Below are 19,193 nucleotides of genomic sequence, written 5' to 3'. Positions count from 1 at the left end.
CGCCTGCCTGCGGCATTTCTGTCGGCGGGTAACAAGACCGGCTTTGGAATGTGCAGGCGATTGGCAAGAAACGCGGTGCTATCTGCCGTAATTTGCTGGATCGTGAGCGTGCTGATACGGCGAGTCGCCCGATGGGCCAGGGAGATTCCCGACGCGCCCGCCTATACCTTCGTGGACCATCTGGGCGACGGTGCGTGGCACACGCTCACCTGGCGGCAGGTGGACCGCAGGGCCCGCGCGCTGGCCGTACGCGTGCGGGAGCTGGCCGGGCCCGGTGACCGGGTGGCCATCCTCGCGCCCCAGGGGCTCGACTACGTCGTGGCCATGATCGGGACCCTGTACGCCGGGGTCGTCGCGGTGCCGCTGTTCGCCCCCGACCTGCCCGGCCACGCCGAGAGGCTGGCCCGCGCCTACACCGACGCCGAGCCCGCCCTCACGCTCACGACCACGCCCGCGCTGCCCGGCGTGCGGGCCTTCGCGGACGGCGCGGCCGTACTCGCCGTGGACACCGTCTCCGACCTGCTCGCCGAGGAGTGGGACGAGGTGGCGCTCGGGCCTGACGACCTCGCCTACCTGCAGTACACCTCCGGCTCCACCCGGCAGCCCACCGGCGTGGAGATCACCCACGGCAACGTGGAGGCCAACGCCCTGCAGCTCTGGGAGGCCTTCGACGCCAAGCCGCGCTCGTCCGTCGCCGCGCTCTGGCTGCCGCTCTTCCACGACATGGGGCTGATCGCCACCATCGCGCTGCCCATCGTCGGGGGCAACCAGGTGGCGTTCATGGACCCGGTCGCCTTCGTCATGCACCCGGTGCGCTGGCTGCGGTTGCTCAGCGCGTTCGACGACGTCTACACCGGCGGGCCCAACTTCGCCTACGAATACACCGCCGCGCGGGTGAGCGAGGCCGACAAGGACGGGCTGGACCTGTCCGGCGTGCGGGTCATGCTCAACGGCGCCGAACCGGTCAGGCCCGGCACCGGCGCAGCCTTCCACGCCGCGTTCGCGCGCTGCGGGCTGCGGCCGCAGGCTCACACTCCCGCGTACGGCCTGGCCGAGGCCACCGTGTTCGTCTCGGCCGTCGGTTGTGACGAGGTCGCCAAGGTCACCGAGTTCGACCGGGAGGCGCTCGGGGAGGGGCGGGCGGTGGCGTACACGTCGGGTGCCAAGAGCACGCTCGTCTCCTGCGGGCGGCCGACCGGGCAGCTGGTCCGCGTCGACGCGCCGGACGGGCACGTCGGCGAGATCCGCGTCCAGGGGCCGAACGTCGCCCGCGCCTACTGGCGCGACCCCGAGCGCAGCGCCGAGGTGTTCGGGTCGGGCTGGTTGCGCACCGGCGACCTCGGAGTCATCCACGAGGGCGAGCTCTACGTGACCGGGCGGATCAAGGACCTGATCATCGTCGACGGGCGCAACCACTACCCGCAGGACATCGAGGCCACCGTTCAGGAGGCGTGCGAGGCGGTGCGGCGCGATCACGTGGCCGCCTTCGCGGTGCCGGGCGAGCAGGGGGAACGGGTCGTCGTGGTGGCCGAGCGTTCCCGGCGCGGGCTGGAGGCGGAACCGGCCGAGGTGACCAGGCTCGTACGGGCCGCCGTGGCCAGGAAGCACGATCTGGCCGTGCACGACGTGGTGCTGGCGGCGGCGGGAGCCGTACCGAGGACATCCAGCGGGAAGATCGCGCGGCGGGCCTGCCTGCGGGCCTACCTGGAGGACGCCTTTGTTTGAGTCGGCCGGGCGGATCGTCTATCGCGGCAGGTGGACGCTGCTGGTGCTGAGCCTCGCCCTGGCGGTGCTGGCCGCGCCGTTCGGCATGGAGTTGTTCGGGCGGATGGTGGACGGCGGGTTCGAGGACCCCAAGGCCGACTCGACCACGGCCGCGCGCTGGAACGACGCCTGGTACAGCGGCAACTCGCCCGACGTCGTCGTCCTGTACCGGCATCCGAAGGTCAGGGTCGCCGACCCGAGGTTCAAGAAGGCGGTGCACGACTCGCTGCGCCGCCTGCCCGCCGCGCACGTGCGCAAACTCGCCACCTACTGGACCACCGCCTCCCCCCGGATGGTCTCCAAGGACGAGCACGCCACCTACGCGCTGATCACCCTGCGTGGCGGCCCGCAGACCAAGCAGCGCGCCTACGCCGAGATCAGGGACCGCCTCGCCGTCGAGAACCTTCAGGTCAAGGTGGGCGGTTCGGTGCCCCTGGTCAAGGAGCTCAACGACCAGACCGGCCGCGACCTGGCCAGAGCCGAGGCCATCTCGATGCCGGTGCTGCTCGTGCTTCTGGTGATCGTCTTCGGCAGCCTGGTCGCCGCGGGGCTGCCGCTGCTGGTCGGGCTGCTGTCCGTGCTCGGCGCGCTGGTCCTGCTGCGGCTGCTGACCGAGGTGACCGAGGTCTCCGTCTTCTCGCTCAACGTCGTCACCATGCTCGGGCTGGGGCTGGCGATCGACTACTCGCTGTTCGTGCTGAGCGCCTTCAGGGAGGAGGTACGGCGGGGCGCCACCAACGAGCAGGCCGTCGTACGCACGATGGCCACGGCCGGGCGGACCGTGGCGTTCTCCGGGCTCACCGTGGCCACCGCTCTGCTGGGGCTGCTGCTGTTCCCGCAGATGTTCCTGCGCTCGATCGGGCTCGGGGCGGCGGCGGTGGTGCTCGTGGCCATGCTGTCGGCGCTCGTGGTGCTGCCCGCGGTGCTGGGGGTGCTGGGGCGGCGGGTGGACGCGGTGCGGGTGGTCCCGGTCTTCACCGGAAACGGCACCTTCTGGCGAAGTATCGCCGCCAGTGTCATGAAAAGGCCCGTTATCTACCTTGTTGGGGTGATGGCGGTGCTGGTGGCGCTGGCCCTGCCGTTCGCCCACGTGAAGTTCGGCAACGTCGACCACCGCGTCCTGCCCGCCGCCGCCGAGTCCCGCCAGGTCGCCGAGGCCGTCGACCGCGACTTCGCCCGCAACTCCATGGCCGCCATCGACGTGCACGTCCTCATCGAACGCCACTTCGCGGCCGAACCCGTCACCCCCGGGCCGGTGGGTCAGGGGTACACGCCCGTCTCCGCCCTCACCCCGGTCAGCCCCCTGGACGCGAAGCCGTTCGCCGACCGCATCGACGCCCTCGACGGCGTCACCGGCGTCGACCTGGCCGGAGTCTCCCAGGCCAACGGCGCCGTCCGCCTGTCGGTCCGCTACGACGCCGACCCCATGTCCGCGCGCGCCCAGCGGATCGTCACCCTGATCCGGTCCATGGCGCCCGAGCCCAACACGCGCGCCGTCATCGTGGGTGGATCCACCGCGGCCCAGATGGACCTGATGGCCAGCCTCGCCGCCGTCCTGCCGTGGATGGCGCTGGTCGTGGGCGGGGTGACGTTCGTGCTGTTGTTCATGGCGTTCGGCTCGGTGGTGCTGCCGCTGAAGGCCCTGCTCATGAACGTCCTGTCCATCGGCGCCTCCTTCGGCGTCATCGTCTGGGCCTTCCAGGACGGGCACCTGGCCTCCGCGCTCGGCTTCACCCCGACCGGAACCATCGAGGCGACCGCGACCGTGCTGATCCTGGCGGTGGTGTTCGGGCTGTCGATGGACTACGAGGTGTTCTTGTTGTCCCGGGTGCGCACCGAGTGGCTGCGCACGGGGGACAACGCCGCCGCTGTGGCCCTCGGGCTGGAGAAGACCGGCGGGCTCATCACCAGTGCGGCCTTGCTGCTTCTTGTGGTGATCGGGGCGTTCTCCACGGCGGGGATCACGATCGTGAAGCTGCTGGGCGTGGGGATGTTCGTGGCCATCGTCGTGGACGCCACGCTGGTACGGGCGTTGCTGGTGCCCGCGACGATGCGCCTCATGGGCGGGGTCAACTGGTGGATGCCCCGCTGGCTCCAATCCCTCCACACCCGCCTCCCCGACCCCCATGGGGGCGAGTCGGCCGGTGGAGTGTCGGCCCGCTCGCCTGGAGCTTCGGGCGGTTCGCCGGGGGTGCTCGCCGGCGGCTTGGCCGGGGCCGGCCGGGGTGTGATGGCGGGGGTTGAGGGTGGGCCTCCCCGCGCTCTTGGCGCCGGGTCGGCGGGTCGGGACGGCGGTGGAGCTCGGCGCTCTGGTACGGCGGGCGCCGCGGGTCATGCGGGTGCCGCGGGTGATGAGGCACCGGCTCGGGTCATCCGGCCGAATCCCGACGGGCCCGGGTGGTATTGGGAGAGCACGGGCGAACCCGCGGCGGATGGAGCGGAGCGCGCCCCTGGTGACCGGGCTCTGGGTGACCGGGGTTTCGAGGGAGGGGTAAGCGGGCGGGTGGTGTTCGGGGCCGATACCGACCCTGAACCCGTGGCGGCGGAACACGAGCCGGAGCCCGGGGTGGCCGGGGGTGAGGCGGAGCTGCCGGCCGGGCGCGTACCGGGGTCCGGGATGGCCGGGGCCGGGCGCGCGCAGGGGCTTGGGGTGGCCGGGCCCTCGCGGAAGTTGCCCTACTCGCGGAGGGAGGTTCCGGCGCCGGTCAAGGAGGTGGAGGTGGGGTGGGTCAAGGTTGCGGCCGGCCGTACCCGGGTGGTCAGGGCTGTGCCGGGTGGGTGGGTTTGGGTGGAGGTCGAGTCGTGACGGTCGCCGCCACCCGGGTGGAGGGGGCCTGGGCCGGGCTGTTCGGGGTGGTGGGGCTGGCGGGGTTCGTGACGACGCTGGACAACACCGTGGTGACGGTCGCGGTGCCCACGATACGGCGGGAACTGGGGGCGCGGCTGGCGGCCATGGAGTGGGTGGGCACGGGGTACGTGATCACATTCGCCGGGCTGATGCTCGCCGGGGGGCGGTTGGCGGATCTGTGGGGGAGGCGGCGGGTGCTGGTGGCGGGGATGGCGGTGTTCAGCGCCGCTTCGCTGGTCGCGGGATTGGCCGGGACCGTGGAGGTGCTGGTGGGGGCTCGGGTGGTGCAGGGGGTGGGGGCGGCGATGGTGTTGCCTGCCACGTTGGCCGTGCTGGCGGGTTCCGGGGAGCGGCGGCGGTCGGCGGGGATCGCGGTGTGGATGGCCTCCGGGGCGGCGGCGCTGGCGCTCGGGCCGGTGGTCGGCGGGTATCTGAGCGAGTACGCGCACTGGGGATGGGTGTTCCTGATCAACGTGCCGCTGGGGGCGGTGGTGATCGGGCTGGCGCTCGTGGCCCTGCCCCAGGACCCCCAACCCAACTCCGACTCCAGCTCCAGGACCGACGCCGGTCCCAGTCCGGGGTCCGGCTCCGGGAGCGATGGTGGTTCTGGTTCGGGTGGCTCGCGTTCTGGCACCGGGGGTGGGTTCTGGGGTGGGGTGGATGTGCCGGGGGTGGTGTGTTCTGGGGTGTTTCTGGGGGCCGGGACCTTTGTGCTGATCCACGGGGTTGAGTACGGCTGGGCCCGGCCGGTCATCGTCGCGGGCCTGGTGGTGAGCCTGGTCGCCGGGGTGGCGTTCGTGGTGGTGGAGCGGCGGGCGGCGCGGCCGATGGTGGATCTGGCGCTGTTCCGGGTCCGGAGCTTCAGCGGCGGCGTCGTGGCGCAGGTGCTCTGGGGGCTCGGGGTGAACGGGGTGTTCTTCTACACCGCGATCTTTCTGCAGGACGTTCTCGGGTTCACGCCGTCGGCCTCCGGGCTGGCGTTCGTGCCGCTGGCCCTGCTGGTGGTGGCGGCCGCGCCGCTGGTGCCGTGGGTGGAGCGGCAGGCGGGAGCGGGGCGTACCGTCGCGGCGGGTCTTTTGCTGGTGGCGGCGGGGATGGTGGTGGCGGCCTTTCTGCGGCCGGGGGACGGGTGGGGGGATCTGCTGCCCGCGGTCTGCGCGATCGGGGTGGGGTCGGCGTTGACGATGCCGCTGGGTTCGGCCGTGCTCGGTGCGGTGCCGGAGGAGCGGGCCGGGGTGGCGGGCGGGGTGTTCAGCGTGAGCCGGGAGATCTCCGGGCTGTTCGGGATCGCGGGGGTGGGCGGGGTGGTGCACGCCGTGGGGACGTTCGCCGCCGGGTACACCGTCGGGTTGCTCGCCGCTGCCGCGCTGGTCCTGGGCGGGGCGCTGGTCAGCCTGTCGAGCCTGCCGTGAGGGTCCGGTGAGGGTGGCCGTGCTGGGTCTGGGGTCGCGGGGGGACACGCAGCCCTGTGTGGCGCTGGCCCATGGGCTGGCCGGGCGCGGGCATGACGTGGTGGTCGTGGCGGCGCGGCGGTATGCGCCGCTGGTCAAAGACGGGGTGGGGTTCGCGGGGCTCAGCGTGGATCCGGTGGAGGTGGCCGGGAGCGCCGAGGGGCGGGCCTGGCTGGAGAGCGGGCCGCTGGGCTTCGTGCGGGGGTTCAGAGCCGTGGTCGAGCCGCTCGCCGAGACGCTCGTGAGCGAGGTGGACGCGGCCTGCCGGAAGGCCGATCTGGTGCTCGCTCCTGCTCTGGGCGCCTTCGGCAGGCATCTGCACGACCGGTACGGCATGCCGTACCGCATCCTGCATTTCCAGCCCGGCCACCCCACGACGGCCTTCCCGAACCCGCTCGTCCCCGCGCGGACCCTGGGCCGTCTCGGGAACAGGGCCAGCTACGCCCTGGTCGAGCGGCTCGGCTGGCTGGTGCTGGGCCGGATGGTGAACCGGCTGCGGGCGCGGACGCTCGGGCTGGGCAGGTTGCGGGGAAGTCCGTTCGCGGCCGATCGGCGGGATCGGGTGCCGGTTTTGTGTGGGTTCAGCGGGCATGTGGTGCCGCGCCCGGCGGACTGGCCCGACCAGGTGCGGCAGACCGGCTACTGGACGCGGGGCGGCGGGGAGCTCGGGGATGAGCTGACCGCGTTCCTGGAGGCGGGGCCGCCGCCGGTCTACGTGGGGTTCGGGAGCATGGTGCCGGGTGATCCGGCGCGGACGGCCGAGCAGGTTCGGGTGGCGCTCCGGCTGGCCGGGGTGCGGGCCGTGGTTCAGGGGCTGCCGGTGGAGCGGTCGGAGACGGTGCTGCCGGTGGGGGAGGTGGCGCACGAGGCGTTGTTCGCGCGGGTCCGGGCCGTGGTGCACCACGGTGGGGCGGGGACCACGGGCGCGGCGCTGCGGGCGGGGGTGCCGGGCGTGGTGTGCCCGTTCTTCTCCGATCAGCCGTTCTGGGGGCTGCGGGTGGCGGCGCTGGGGGCGGGGCCGCCGCCGTTGCCGATCTCGCGGTTGGTGGCGGGGGAACTGGCTGCGCGGCTGCGGGCCGTACCGCAATATGAGGAAAAATCGCAGCACATCGGGCGGTTACTGCGCGCTGAAAACGGAGTGAAGAACGCTGTGGATCTCATTGAAGAGAGCTGATCGTCCCAGTAGTGTGCTTCATGCCCCCTTGATCCTCCCAGAGTAGGTGCCATGCGACTTCGTCCGCTCATCGTCACCGGACTCGCACTGTCGATGCTGGGGATCGGGATCCCCGCCTGGTCGGCGGACGACCCCCGCAGCTGCAACGACCTCATGTCGAGCGACACGCCCGCCTACGTCATGTGCACGTGGCTGGCCACGCCCGAGGAGGCCGCCGACATCGCGAGGTTCTGGCTGGACAACGACGGCGAGAACATGAAGAACGCCGGGCCCAACAGCGAGGTCGGCGTCGACTGCAGCGAGGCCGAGAACGCCTGCGACCCCAACCTCGAAGGCGACGGCGAGATGCACGACGTCGGCTCGCCCGACGTGGACGGGGCCGAGGACGGCGGTACGCCGGACGCCTGCCCCGACGGCACCAAGTGCCACATCGACCCCGACGAGGTCTCGGCGACCGAGGCCGCCGCCGCCGAGAAGACCGCGGCCGGGCAGAGCGCCAAGACCGCGCGCGCCGACGGCATGCGGGTGTGGATCGACGCCGAGCTCGCCGACGACTGGAAGGCCGGCAAGCTGGCCGAGGCCGCCAAGAAGGTCGCCGCCCTGGCAGCCCAGCCGGGCGTGGTGGGCGTGCGGTTCAGTTCGCAGGTCGGCTACAACAAGACGCTGCAGACCGCCGAGGAACTCGACAAGTTCCTCACCGAGGCCGCCCACGCGCTGCGCCAGGCCGTGCCCGGCAAGAAGCTGGCCATCCACACCGTCGTCCCGGCCCTGGGCTGCGGCGCGAACGAGGCCTGCAAGACGGAGATCGGCAAGAAGTACCCGCTGCTCGACCCCGACAAGGTCGGCGCCTGGCTGAAGGCGGGCCTGGTCGACCAGCTCGCCCTGGACAACGGCCACCTGTCCACCGAGTACGCCACCTGGCGGATCGACGCCGCCGAGGCCCAGCGCAACCAGTGGATCCAGGTACGGGCCCGCGCCTGGGACTCCCTGGCGCACATCGCCGCCGAGGACGCCGTCTTCACCGGTCCCGGCGCCTCCCAGCTGACCGCCGAGCAGGCCACGAAGACCATCACCGACCGCGTCGCCACCCCGCTGCAGGCCGACGCCGCCGAGACCGTCATCCTCTGGACCCGCTGGCAGGACGCCAAGGGCTCGGTCAACCGGGTCCTGGGCGACAAGCTGGCCGACAACGCCGCGTGGGAGCAGCTCAAGAAGCTCGACGCGGTCAAGGCGAGGCTGGCCACGATCTACGACCCGGCGACGCCCGAGGTCGACCAGGCCACCGACCTGAAGAAGCTCGCCGAGGTCTTCTCCACGGTGTACGTACGCGCCGCCTGAACCGCATCAGAATGAGCCCGCGCCCGGCGCGGGCTTTTTCTTTTCCTTTTCGGTGGCAAAGAGCGGACAATGGCCTTGCCTTCCTCGATTTCCTGACAGAAAGTCAGGGCGTCAAATGCACGGCCCGCGACCGAGGAGGTACCCCAATGGTCCGACGCTGGTTATCCGTCGCCTTCGCGATCTGCGCGACGGCGATTCTCGTGGCACCGCCGGCCACGGCGCTGGTGCTGCCCACTCCGCGGGCCTTCGTCTCCAACCTGGATCTGGACTGCTTCAAAACAAACCCGTATCAGCCGCCCGCAACCACCCTGACGCTCAGGCACCTCAATCCGCAACTAGGTGACCTGCCCATTCAGACGGTCACGCTCGGCGCCCGCGAACAATTATGTGTTCCGGTCGCGAAGAACAATGTGATTCCACCGGCCGGCGTACTCGACTTCGTCAGATTCGTCGACCTGTCCTGCTACCGGATCACCGGCCCGTCGATCAACAGGACCATCGTCCTCCACCACCTCAACCCGGTCCTGCAGGACCAGCCGCGCAAGCAGGTCGTGCTGAACCAGCCGCAACAGCTCTGCGTGCCCGTGGCCAAGAACGGCGTGGTCCCGTCCGCCGAGGTCCTTTCGGTGATCCGCCACATCGACCTCGAGTGCTACGGCTTCACCCCCAACCCGGTCATGAACAGGACGCTGAACCTCAGGCAGCTCAACCCGGTGCTGAGCAACATCCCACCGGCGAACGTGCAGGTCCTCGCCGCCCGCCAGCTCTGCGTGCCCGTGCAGAAACGCGGCGACAACATCCCCGCCGCGACGCTGAACATCGTGCGCTGGCTTGACCTGGAGAAGTACGACGTCAACGCCGCCACCACCGCGCCGGTGACGCTGAACCTGCGCCACCTCAACCCCGTGCTCGGGCAGCTTCCCGGCGAGACGGCGACGCTCACCGGCCGCTCCCAGCTGGCCGTGCCGGTGGCCAAGAACGGCCAGGTCCCGCCCGGGTGATCTCCGAAGGGGGATGACGCCGCACGGCGGATGCCCGGAGCCGGGCGGCGTCGGGCGGGGTCAACGACCGCTGGAGAGCTGCCAGCCGTCCTTGGCCCCGCCCTTCCCGATTCTCAGCGCGGCCAGGATCATCGGGAACGACGCCTTGAACTCCCTCGTCCAGTACGGCCATGTGTGCGTCCCGTTGGCGTACAGGTTGAGCGTGTGCCGGATGCCGAGCCCGTTCAGCCGCCGCGAGAGCGCCTTCGCCGTGTACGCCGAGATCGGCTCGCCCAGGTGGGCCGGATGCCAGGGCGAGCCGGGCGGGTCCAGCGGGCCGAGGAAGCTCGTGGTGCCGCTGGAGATGTACAGGCTCGTACCCTTCAGGCCCGGCGCGAGCGCCATCGGGTCGTTCATCGCCCAGATCTTCTTGTCCTTGACCGGGTCGCCCCACAGGGCTTTCGGGTTCTGCTTCTCGCTGGCCTGCGCGTTCATGATGATCTCGGGGATGCCGGGGAGTTCGGTGGCCAGGATGCCGCTGTAGGAGCCGGCGAAGCGGAACATTCCGGGGTAGCGGGCCGCGTACTTCATCGCGCCGTAGGCGCCCATGGACAGGCCCGCGATGGCGCGCCGCGTGCCGCCCCGGTAGCCGATCTCCACCAGGCGGCGTACCTCGTAGGTGTGGAAGGTGGCCCATTTCGGGGTGCCGCCGCGGCCGCCGTTGTACCAGTCCGAGTAGTTTCCCGCCCGTCCCGCCTCCGGCATGACCACGATCGCGTCCACGTTCTCGGTGAACGCCGCGACGTCGGTCATCCGGGTCCAGGAGGTGTAGTCGTCGGCGCCGCCGTGCAGCAGGTACAGCACCGGCCAGGTCCGCTTCGCCGACTTCGACCAGCCTTTGGGCAGCAGCAGGCGTACCGGCGTCATCCGCCCGATCGACGGCGAGGAGATGAGGATGTCCAGCGTGCGCGGCCCGAGCCACCGCTCGCGCACCACCCGGGCGCTGCCGGGCAGCGCCTTCTGCCAGGGCACGCTTCGCTGGGCGCTCTCCGGTACGGCCGGCGCCTTCGTCGGCCCGCCCTCCGGCACGATCGACCAGTCGGGATCGGCCATCGCGGGCGTGGCGCCGGCGGCGAGGACGAACGTGATGGCCAAGGCCGTCAGGGCGCGCGATCGCATGGTGGGTTCCTCCGCCGGTGAGGCTAGGGCTCCGCGCGGGGGCGGGCTATGAACCCGCGGCAACGAATCGGCCCGCCAGTTGTCACCCGCGTGATAAATCGCTCCGGAGGAATGTTCGGCACGGGCCTGCCCCCGGCCCCGGCCTCCTGGGTAGGTTGGCCGATCACCCCGGCAGCATGGGAGCGCACGTGGACGTCCGTGGCTTTCTCCTTGAACGGCTCGCGGCCCGGCTGGCCGGCGAGGACGTGGATCCGGACCGGCCGCTGGAGGAGTACGGACTGTCGTCCAGGGATGCCGTGGCGGTGGCGGGAGAGCTGTCGGAACTGCTCGGCCGGGACCTCAGCCCCACCCTCGTCTGGGCGAGCCCGACCGTGAACCAGCTGGTCCGCGCCCTGTCCGAGCCTCCTCTACGAGAGCGACATGTTCGCGCGGCGGACGAGCCGGTCGCGGTGGTCGGAGTCGGGTGCCGGGTGCCGGGGGCGCACGGGCCGGAGGAGTTCTGGCGGCTGCTCATGGACGGGCGCGACGCGGTCGGGACCGTGCCCGGCTCTCGGTGGGCGCCCTTCGACGACGGCTCCGCCTCGGCCGGGGAGGCGCTGGCAAGGACGACCCGGCATGGCGGGTTCCTGGCGGATGTGGCCGGGTTCGACGCCGCGTTCTTCGGCATCGCGCCCGGTGAGGCGGCTGTCATGGATCCGCAGCACCGGCTGCTGCTGGAGACCGCTTGGGAGGCGCTGGAGCACGCCGGCATCGCGCCTCGGGGTTTGCGCGGGAGCCGTACCGGGACATTTGTTGGTATTTCCGGAAACGAGTATGCCTATCTGACCACCGCCGACCCCGCCAAGGTCGACGCCTGGACGGCGACCGGGGCGGCGTTGAGCATCGCCGCGAACCGCCTGTCCTACCTGCTCGACCTGCACGGACCCTCCCTGGCCGTGGACACCGCCTGCTCGTCCTCACTGGTGGCGACCCATCTGGCGGTACGCAGCCTGCGCGCCGGGGAGAGCGACCTGGCGGTGGCGGCGGGCGTCAACCTGCTGCTGTCGCCGATCATCACCATGGCCTTCGACCAGGGCGGCGGTACCTCGCCCACCGGCCGATGCCGCGCCTTCGACGCCTCGGCCGACGGCATGGTCCGAGCGGAAGGCTGCGGCGTCGTGGTGCTCAAACGGCTCCCCGACGCGCTGCGCGACGGCGACCGCGTGCTGGCCGTGATCACCGGCACCGGCGTCAACCAGGACGGCCGCTCCAACGGCCTGGTCGCCCCCAACCCGCAGGCACAGGAGTCGCTGCTGAGACAGGTGCACGCCGGCCTCCCCGAACCCGCCTACATCGAGGCCCACGGAACCGGCACGTACCTGGGCGACCCGATCGAGGCCGCGGCCGTGGCCGCCGCGTTCCCCGGCGGGCCGGTGCTGCTGGGCTCGGCCAAGTCGAACCTCGGCCACCTGGAGGCGGCGGCGGGCGTGACCGGCCTCATCAAGACCGTCCTGGCGCTGCACCATGGCGTCATCCCGCCCAGCATCCACTTCACGACCCCCAACCCGCACATCCCGTGGGAGCGCCTGTCCGTCGTCACCGAACCCACCCCCTGGCCATGGCCTCGGGCGGGTGTGTCCTCGTTCGGCTTCGGCGGCACCAACGCCCACATAGCCCTCACCGCCGCCCCGCCCGCCACCGTCCTCGCGCCCGACACGGCGAAGCACGTGTTCACCATCAGCGACGTCGGCGCGGACCGGGTGAAGGCCCACGCCGAACTCCTGGCGGAATGGGTCGTCGGCCAGGACCGGGTATGGGAGGACGTGGCGCACACGCTGGCCAGGCGGGCCGGACGCGGCCGGACCGCCGCCGCCGTCGTGGCCGCCACCTCCGGCGAACTCGCCCAGGGCCTGCGCACCGCCCGTCCGTTCGCCCTGCCACCCGTCTGCGCGGGTCCCGTGTGGGTCTTCAGCGGGTACGGCGGGCAGTGGCGCGACATGGGCCGCCACCTCTACGAGACGGAACCCGCCTACCGGGCCGCCCTCGACGACCTGGCGCCGCTCCTGAGAGCCGAGGCGGGCATAGACCCCTGGACCGCCCCCGAGGGCGTCGCCCAGGCCCAGCCCCTGATCTTCGCCACCCAGATCGCCCTCGCGACGCTCTGGCGGGCCTACGGCATCCGGCCCGCCGCCGTGATCGGCCACTCGATGGGCGAGGTGGCCGCCGCGGTGGTGGCCGGTGGCCTGAGCCCGCGCGACGCGATCCGGGTGATCTGCCGCCGCGCCCGGCTCCTGGGCACACTCGGCGGCGGCGGCGCGATGGCGATCGTCGAGGCGGCGGCGGACGAGATCCCGGACACCCTTCACATCGCCGTCCACACCTCACCCCGCCAGACCGTGATCACCGGTGACCCGGGCCTGGTGGCGGAGTTCGCCGCGAAGATCGCCGCCTCGGGCCGCCTGGCCAGGACGCTGACAGCCGAAGGCGCCGGTCATTCGCCGCAGGTCAAGCCGTTGTTGCCGCTGATCAGGGAGGAACTGGCCGGGATCGATCCGGGTAAGCCGGCGCTGCCGTACTACTCGACGGTCTTGGACGACCCGCGGGAGGTGCCGGTCTTCGAGGCCGCGTACTGGGCGGCCGGAGTACGCCGGCCGGTGCGCCTGGCCCAGGCGGTACGCGCCGCCGCCGCCGACGGATTCACCGTCTTCACCGAAATCAGCCCACATCCCCTCCTCACCTCCGCTCTCCACGACACGCTCACCGGCGGCGGTGGGGTGCTGGTCACCCACTCGCTTCGCCGCGAGGACGATGGGGAGTTCTACGCTCAGGTGGCGACGGTGGCCGCCGCCGTCCCGCCGAGGACGGCCGGGCGGATCGTGGACGTCCCGCACGCGCCTTGGCGGCACGAGCGCCACTGGGTCGCGCCGCACCGCCGCGCCGCGGCAGCCGCCGACGGCGTTCACCGCCTGCTGGGCGCGCACGTGGAGACCCCTGACGGCCACGCGTGGAACACCACCCTGGACGACCTGTCCGACGCCCCGTGGCGCCTCGGCCCCGCCACCTGGCACCGCCACGGCCGCCCGGTACTGCCGGTCACCGTGGTCGCCCGCCTCGCCCACGCGGCCGTCCGCGAGGTCTCCGGCGCGGTGCCGTTGCACGACGTGGTGCTGCACGCTCTCCTGCCGCTGCCCGCGCGCGTCACGGTGACGCTGTCCGACGGGGTCGTCCGGGTCAGTGCCAAGGACGCCGCCGGGATCTGGAAGGTGTACGGCACCGCCGCTCTCACGCCAGGCCCGGCGGCAGAGGGCGTGGAGAGGGTCCGGCGGGTGGGGGCGGACGGGACGTTGGAGGGCGTGGAGATCCGCGACATCCCGCCGCACGAGGTTCCGGCGCGGCTGGAGGACAAGCTGGTCGAGCGGGCCTGGGTCGAGGCGCCTCCTGGCGAAGGGGGCTCTGGGGCGCGCTCGGTGTTCGTGGTGCCGCGAGGGCTGGACCCGGCGGGTTCGCGGGAGCTGATCCTGCGCATCGCCCGCGAGGCGTCCCCGGGCGAACGGCTGACGATCGTGACCCGGCGGGCGCAGGCCGTTCTCGAAGGGGAGAAACCCGATCCCGGGCCCGCGTCGTTGCGGGGACTGGTCAGGGTACTGGCTCTGGAGCGTCCGGAACTGCGGGCCGTGCTGGTGGACGTGGACGACCTCGCCGTTCTGGACCGGGAACGGGCCTGTGACGACGCCGAGGACGAGGTGGCCTGGCGGGACGGCACCCGCTACGCCGCCCGGCTCAGGCGTTTGGAACTGCCGCCCGCTCGGCCTGGGCGCGGGGATCCGGTGGTGGGGCCGGGGGCGTATGTGGTGACGGGCGGGTTCGGGCGGCTTGGGCTGGCGGTCGCGCGGTGGCTGGCCGGCCGGGGGGCCACGCGGATCGTGCTGAACGGCCGCTCGGCACCCGAAGCTCGGCTGCCGGCCGGTGCGGTGGCGGTCGTGGGGGATCTGGCTGAGGACGGTACGGCGGAGCGGCTGGTCGAGGCCGCTACCGAGGGCGGACTACGGCTGCGCGGGGTGGTGCACGCGGCAGGGGTGCTCGACGACCGGCTGATGGCCGATCTTGACGCTGACAGTCTCCACCGGGTGTGGAACGGGAAGGTCGCCGGCGGGCTCCGGCTGCACGAGGCCACGCGGGGGGCGGACTGGTGGGTGGCGTTCTCCTCGGCGGCCGCGTTGCTGGGTTCGCCGGGGCAGGGTGCCTACGCCGCCGCCAACGCCTGGCTGGACGCGCTCTGCCAGGTGCGCCGGGCGGAGGGGGCGGTGGCCGTCTCCGTCAACTGGGGGACTTGGGCGGGGGCCTCCGCCTTGCCCGCTGTTGAGGCGCTCACCTTGGACGAGGGGATCGAGGCGCTGGAGGCGCTGCTGCTGCGGGGGTGTTCGGCCGGGGTGGTCAAGCTGGATGCAGGGGCGGCGGTGGCGGCGTTTCCCGAAGTTGGGCGCATGCCGTACTTCTCGGAGGTGGTGGAAGGGGCGGCGGAGGCGGGCGGGGACGTGTCCGCGCGGGTTCGGGAACGGGCGGCGGCGGTGCTGGGAGTTGACTCCGGGCGGCTCGACGACGGGAGCGTGCTCACCGAGCTGGGGCTGGACTCGCTGGCGGCCACGCGGTTGCGGGGGCTGATCGAGTACGACTTCGGGGTGGTGGTGCCGGTGGCGCCGCTGCTCAACGGGGGGACGCTCGGAGAGCTGGTCGCGGCGGTCACCGGGGTGCCCGCCCGGGTGATCGGGCCCCGGGACGCGGCCGAGCGGCAGGTGGTGCGGGTGCTGGCCGGGTTGATGGGGTACGAGCCTTCGGTCACCGACACCGTGCCGCCCGAGGTGGTGCCGGTGGCGTTGGACGTGCTGGGGCGTGAGGTGGGCAGCCGCGTCGTCACCGTCGGGACACCCGAGGCGCGGATCTGCGACCTGGCCGACGCCATCAGGGCGGTGGACTCGGTCGAGGCGGAACGCGCCCTCCTCCGCCCCCTCAACCACCACGCCCGAACCCACCCGGCGACCTCGGAAAACCCTGGGGAGCCCACGATGACGAGGGCGCCCGCGCAGCGGCCCGCGCCGGCCGGCCAGGAGGAGACCCGGGGAAACGCGGGGTGGGAAGAGGCGGCCGGGTGCAGCGCCGGGCAGTTCGGGCAGGTCGTGCCGAGGGGCGAGGTGGTCGGGGGAGGGGCGGGCCTGGGTGGGGCCGGGGTGGTTCGGGGGGCGTTGTTTTTGGGGCATCCGGCCGGGGGGACGACCGGGGTCTACACGTTGCTGGCGTCTCGGCTGGCTCGGCCGGTCTTCGGGCTGGAGCGAATTGACGATCCTGAGCTGGGCATTCCTGAGCGTGCGGCCCGGTATGCCGAGCAGATCCGGCGCACCGGGCCGGGGCCGTACCGGCTGGGAGGGTGGTCGTTCGGGGGGATTCTGGCGTTTGAGACGGGGCGGTTGCTGGGCGCCGACTGCGAGGTCGTGGTGATGATCGACTCCGGGCTGCCCGAGGTGGTGCCGGAGGAGGACAGGCGGCTGCTCCATGCCCGGAGATATGTGGACTTCGCGGGATACCTCGGGAAAACGTATGGGGTGCGGGTTCGGCTGGAGAGGCACGAGCTGACCGCGCTGGACGAGCAGGAGCAGTTGGACCTGGCCGAGGCGCGCATCGCCGAGTCGGGCGTCCTGGGCATGCTCAGCCCGGCCATCCTCCGCCACCAGATCACCTCCCACGAGGACACCCGCGCCATTGAGCGCTACCGCCCGGGAGTCCACACCGGCCGCGTGGTCCTGTACCGCAGCACGGAACCCACCCCCTGGGCCGTGGAGGACCCGCGCTACCTGCACCACGACGACCCGGCCAGGGGATTCGCGCCGTTCAGCCCCGCCCTGGAGATCGTCGAGGTGCCGGGCTCGCACCATCTCAACCTTCTGGACCCGCCCCACGTCGAGTTCGTCGCCGCCCATCTGGAGGACCTGCTATGAACCTGGCACAGGCCGTGGCCGCCGGCGCGCCGCCCGAGGAACTGGCCCGCCTGGACGTGCCCCCCACCTACCGTGCCGCCTACGTCCACCGCGACGAGGTCGGCATGTTCAAGGCGGCAACTCACACCAACGCCGACACCGACAAGGACGTACGGCTGTCGTTGCACGTGGGCCAGGTGCCGATGCCGGAGCTGGCCCCCGACGAGGTGCTGGTCGCGGTCATGGCCAGTGCGATCAACTACAACACGGTGTGGTCGGCGATGTTCGAGCCGGTCCCGACCTTCGCCTTCCTGGAACGGCTGGGCCGCACCGACCCCCGCCATGACCTGTCCACGCACGTCCTCGGCTCCGACGCGGCGGGTGTGGTCGTGCGCACGGGCGCGGCCGTACGCCGGTGGAAGGTCGGCGACCGGGTGGTGACCGGGCCCGCGTACGTGGACGGTGAGGACCCGATCGCCCAGCACGACGGGATGCTGGCCGCGGACCTGCGGGCGTGGGGGTTCGAGACGAATTTCGGCGGGCTGGCTGACTTCGCGGTGGTCAAGGCGACCCAGTTGCTGGCCAAGCCGCGGCATCTGAGCTGGGAGGAGGCGGCCTGCAACCTGCTGTGCGCCGCGACCGCGTACCGGATGCTGGTGGGGGAGCGCGGCGCGCGGATGCGGCAGGGGGACGTCGTGCTGTTGTGGGGGGCGACGGGCGGGCTCGGCGGGTACGGCGTGCAGCTCGTGAAGAACGGGGGCGGCATCCCGGTCGGGGTGGTGAGCTCGCCGGAGAAGGGCGAGTTGCTGCGCGCCATGGGGTGTGAGCATGTGATCGACCGGTCGGGGTTCGAGGATCTGGCCGACGAGAAGGACTGGCGGCGGCTCGGGGCCGAGGTGCGCAGGCTGGTGGGGGAGGATCCGGGGATCGTGTTCGAGCACACGGGCCGGGAGACGTTCGGGGCCTCGGTCTACGTGGCCAGGCGCGGCGGCGCGGTGGTGACCTGCGGGTCGTCCAGCGGCTACGACCACGCCTACGACAACCGGCACCTGTGGATGAAGCTCAAGCGGATCATCGGCTCCCACGGGGCGAACTACCAGGAGTGCCACGAGGTCAACCGGCTGATCTCGCTGGGGATGGTGCATCCGACGCTGTCGCGGGTCTATCCGCTGGAGCGGGCGGGGGAGGCGGCGCGGGCCGTACAGACGAACCGGCATGTCGGGAAGGTCGGGGTGCTCGCCCTCGCGCCCGGGGAGGACCTCGGGGTCGAGGATCACGCGCTGCGGGAGCGGATCGGGGAGGAACGGCTCAGGTTGTTCCGCCGAGCGCCTGCCGCGCCCTGAGCACGATCTCCAGCTCGAAGCGGATGTCGGGGTCGGCGAGCTGGTCGCCGTAGAGCTCCTCCAGCTGGCGCAGCCGGTAGCGGACGGTCTGCGGGTGCACGTGCAGCCGCGCGGCCACCTCGCCGGCGCCCCTGCCATGGCGCAGCCAGGCCAGCAACGTCTCGGCGAGGCGGTCCTGCTGGGTGGGCCGCAGGTGCGCCAGCGGCGCGAGCCGCGTCTCGGCCAGCGCGTCGACCAGCTCCTCGTCCTTGAACACGACCAGCGTCGCCATGTGGTCGGCGCACCTCAGGAGCCCGCGCGGCAGCACGCCGCGCGCGGACAGCTCCAGAGCCTCGCTGGCCCACCGTAGCGACGTCGAAGCCGAAGCAAGAGGTACGGCGGGCCCGATCGCCGCCTTCAACCCCCGCAGCGCGACGTCCATCGCCTGGCCCTGTCCGCGTGGATCGGGCACGAGCAGGCACGGATGGGCACGCTCAAGACCGGTGAGCACGTCGGGCGGCAACGCGGGCCGGCGGTAGGCGCCGTGCTGGTCGCCCAGCGCCACGCAGGCCACGGTCTTGGGCAGCCGCCAGCCGGCCGCCTTGGCCAGGTCGGCGATGGCCTCCTGACCGGCGGGAGGCCGGCTGAGCAGCAGGTCGAGCAGGCGGGTGCGGCGGCGTTCGATCTCTCCGGCGGCGTGCGCCTTCGCCTCGTCGAAGCCCTCCGCGGCGGCGTCGGCGAGTTGGTCGAGGTAGACGAAGATGGCCTCGCCCAGGTCGTAGAGCGACTGGGGGGACAGGCCGAGCGGCTCGGCGATCTCGGTGAGCCGCCGCCAGCCCACCCGGGCGCCGAGGCGCAGCGCGGTCTGCAGGGGTTCGAGGTTGCGGCCTTCGGCGGCCTCGCCCCGGCCGATCATGCGGAACGGCTCGGGGTCCCAGGCGGCGTCGGGGTTCTCGATGCGGTCGAGGAAGCCGTAGATGGCCTGCTCCACGGCCATCCGGATGACCTTGATGTACACCTCGTCCGAGGGGCGGGCGTACTCGGGGATGCGGGCCTGGATCTCCTCGATCACCTCGGTGGAGACCCGGCCGATGCCTTGCCGGAGTGTCGTCACGACGTCCGCGGGCGTCCGGGTGTCGCTCCTGATGGCCATGGTCCCTCCCGACGCCATTGTGACTGATGCGTCAGA

The 19,193-nt window shown here is 72.2% G+C and carries 10 protein-coding genes; 8 read left to right on the top strand and 2 right to left on the bottom strand.

Annotation, left to right across the window (positions count from 1 at the left end):
* Positions 1-102: 102 nt before the first annotated feature.
* From ACIBI5_RS48380 to ACIBI5_RS48355, 6 genes are all read left to right on the top strand, one after another.
* Positions 103-1,725, top strand: a complete 1,623-nt coding sequence (locus tag ACIBI5_RS48380; protein ID WP_397257636.1) for a fatty acyl-AMP ligase — start codon at positions 103-105, stop codon at positions 1,723-1,725.
* On the top strand, positions 1,718-4,570 hold the full coding sequence (locus tag ACIBI5_RS48375; protein WP_397257634.1) for an MMPL family transporter: 2,853 nt from the start codon (positions 1,718-1,720) through the stop codon (positions 4,568-4,570). The genes ACIBI5_RS48380 and ACIBI5_RS48375 overlap by 8 nt, the downstream gene beginning before the upstream one ends.
* The gene (locus tag ACIBI5_RS48370) at positions 4,567-6,024 is read left to right on the top strand and encodes an MFS transporter (RefSeq protein ID WP_397257632.1); all 1,458 of its coding nucleotides are present in this window, start codon (positions 4,567-4,569) and stop codon (positions 6,022-6,024) included. The genes ACIBI5_RS48375 and ACIBI5_RS48370 overlap by 4 nt, the downstream gene beginning before the upstream one ends.
* A 7-nt stretch (positions 6,025-6,031) precedes the next feature.
* Entirely contained in the window at positions 6,032-7,237 is a 1,206-nt protein-coding gene (locus ACIBI5_RS48365) for a glycosyltransferase (protein ID WP_397257630.1), read from the top strand.
* A 51-nt stretch (positions 7,238-7,288) separates the two neighbouring features.
* Positions 7,289-8,575: a hypothetical protein gene (locus tag ACIBI5_RS48360; protein WP_397257628.1), complete on the top strand. Its 1,287-nt coding sequence runs from the start codon at positions 7,289-7,291 to the stop codon at positions 8,573-8,575.
* A 146-nt stretch (positions 8,576-8,721) separates the two neighbouring features.
* Entirely contained in the window at positions 8,722-9,576 is an 855-nt protein-coding gene (locus ACIBI5_RS48355) for a hypothetical protein (RefSeq protein ID WP_397257627.1), read from the top strand.
* Positions 9,577-9,636: 60 nt separating this feature from the next.
* Here the strand turns inward: ACIBI5_RS48355 and ACIBI5_RS48350 are convergent, their stop codons facing one another.
* A complete protein-coding gene (locus tag ACIBI5_RS48350) occupies positions 9,637-10,734 on the bottom strand; it encodes an alpha/beta hydrolase (RefSeq protein WP_397257625.1) in 1,098 nt (365 codons plus the stop codon).
* A 188-nt stretch (positions 10,735-10,922) separates the two neighbouring features.
* Between ACIBI5_RS48350 and ACIBI5_RS48345 the strand changes: the two genes are divergently transcribed.
* On the top strand, positions 10,923-16,703 hold the full coding sequence (locus ACIBI5_RS48345; protein WP_397257624.1) for an SDR family NAD(P)-dependent oxidoreductase: 5,781 nt from the start codon (positions 10,923-10,925) through the stop codon (positions 16,701-16,703).
* Positions 16,700-18,025, top strand: coding sequence for a crotonyl-CoA carboxylase/reductase (gene ccrA, locus ACIBI5_RS48340; RefSeq protein WP_397257622.1), 1,326 nt, complete (start codon positions 16,700-16,702; stop codon positions 18,023-18,025). The genes ACIBI5_RS48345 and ccrA overlap by 4 nt, the downstream gene beginning before the upstream one ends.
* Here ccrA and ACIBI5_RS48335 read toward each other — a convergent pair.
* Positions 17,991-19,157 carry a helix-turn-helix domain-containing protein gene (locus ACIBI5_RS48335; protein WP_397257620.1) on the bottom strand — a complete coding sequence of 389 codons (1,167 nt, stop codon included), beginning with the start codon at positions 19,155-19,157 and terminating at the stop codon, positions 17,991-17,993. The two genes, ccrA and ACIBI5_RS48335, sit on opposite strands and share 35 nt — an antisense overlap.
* Positions 19,158-19,193 lie beyond the last annotated feature (36 nt).

It is taken from the genome of Nonomuraea sp. NPDC050540 (assembly GCF_044457485.1).
In the GTDB taxonomy this organism is placed as follows: domain Bacteria; phylum Actinomycetota; class Actinomycetes; order Streptosporangiales; family Streptosporangiaceae; genus Nonomuraea.
The sequence above is the reverse complement of the archived record's forward strand: the minus strand, read 5'-3'. Positions and strand labels throughout refer to the sequence as shown.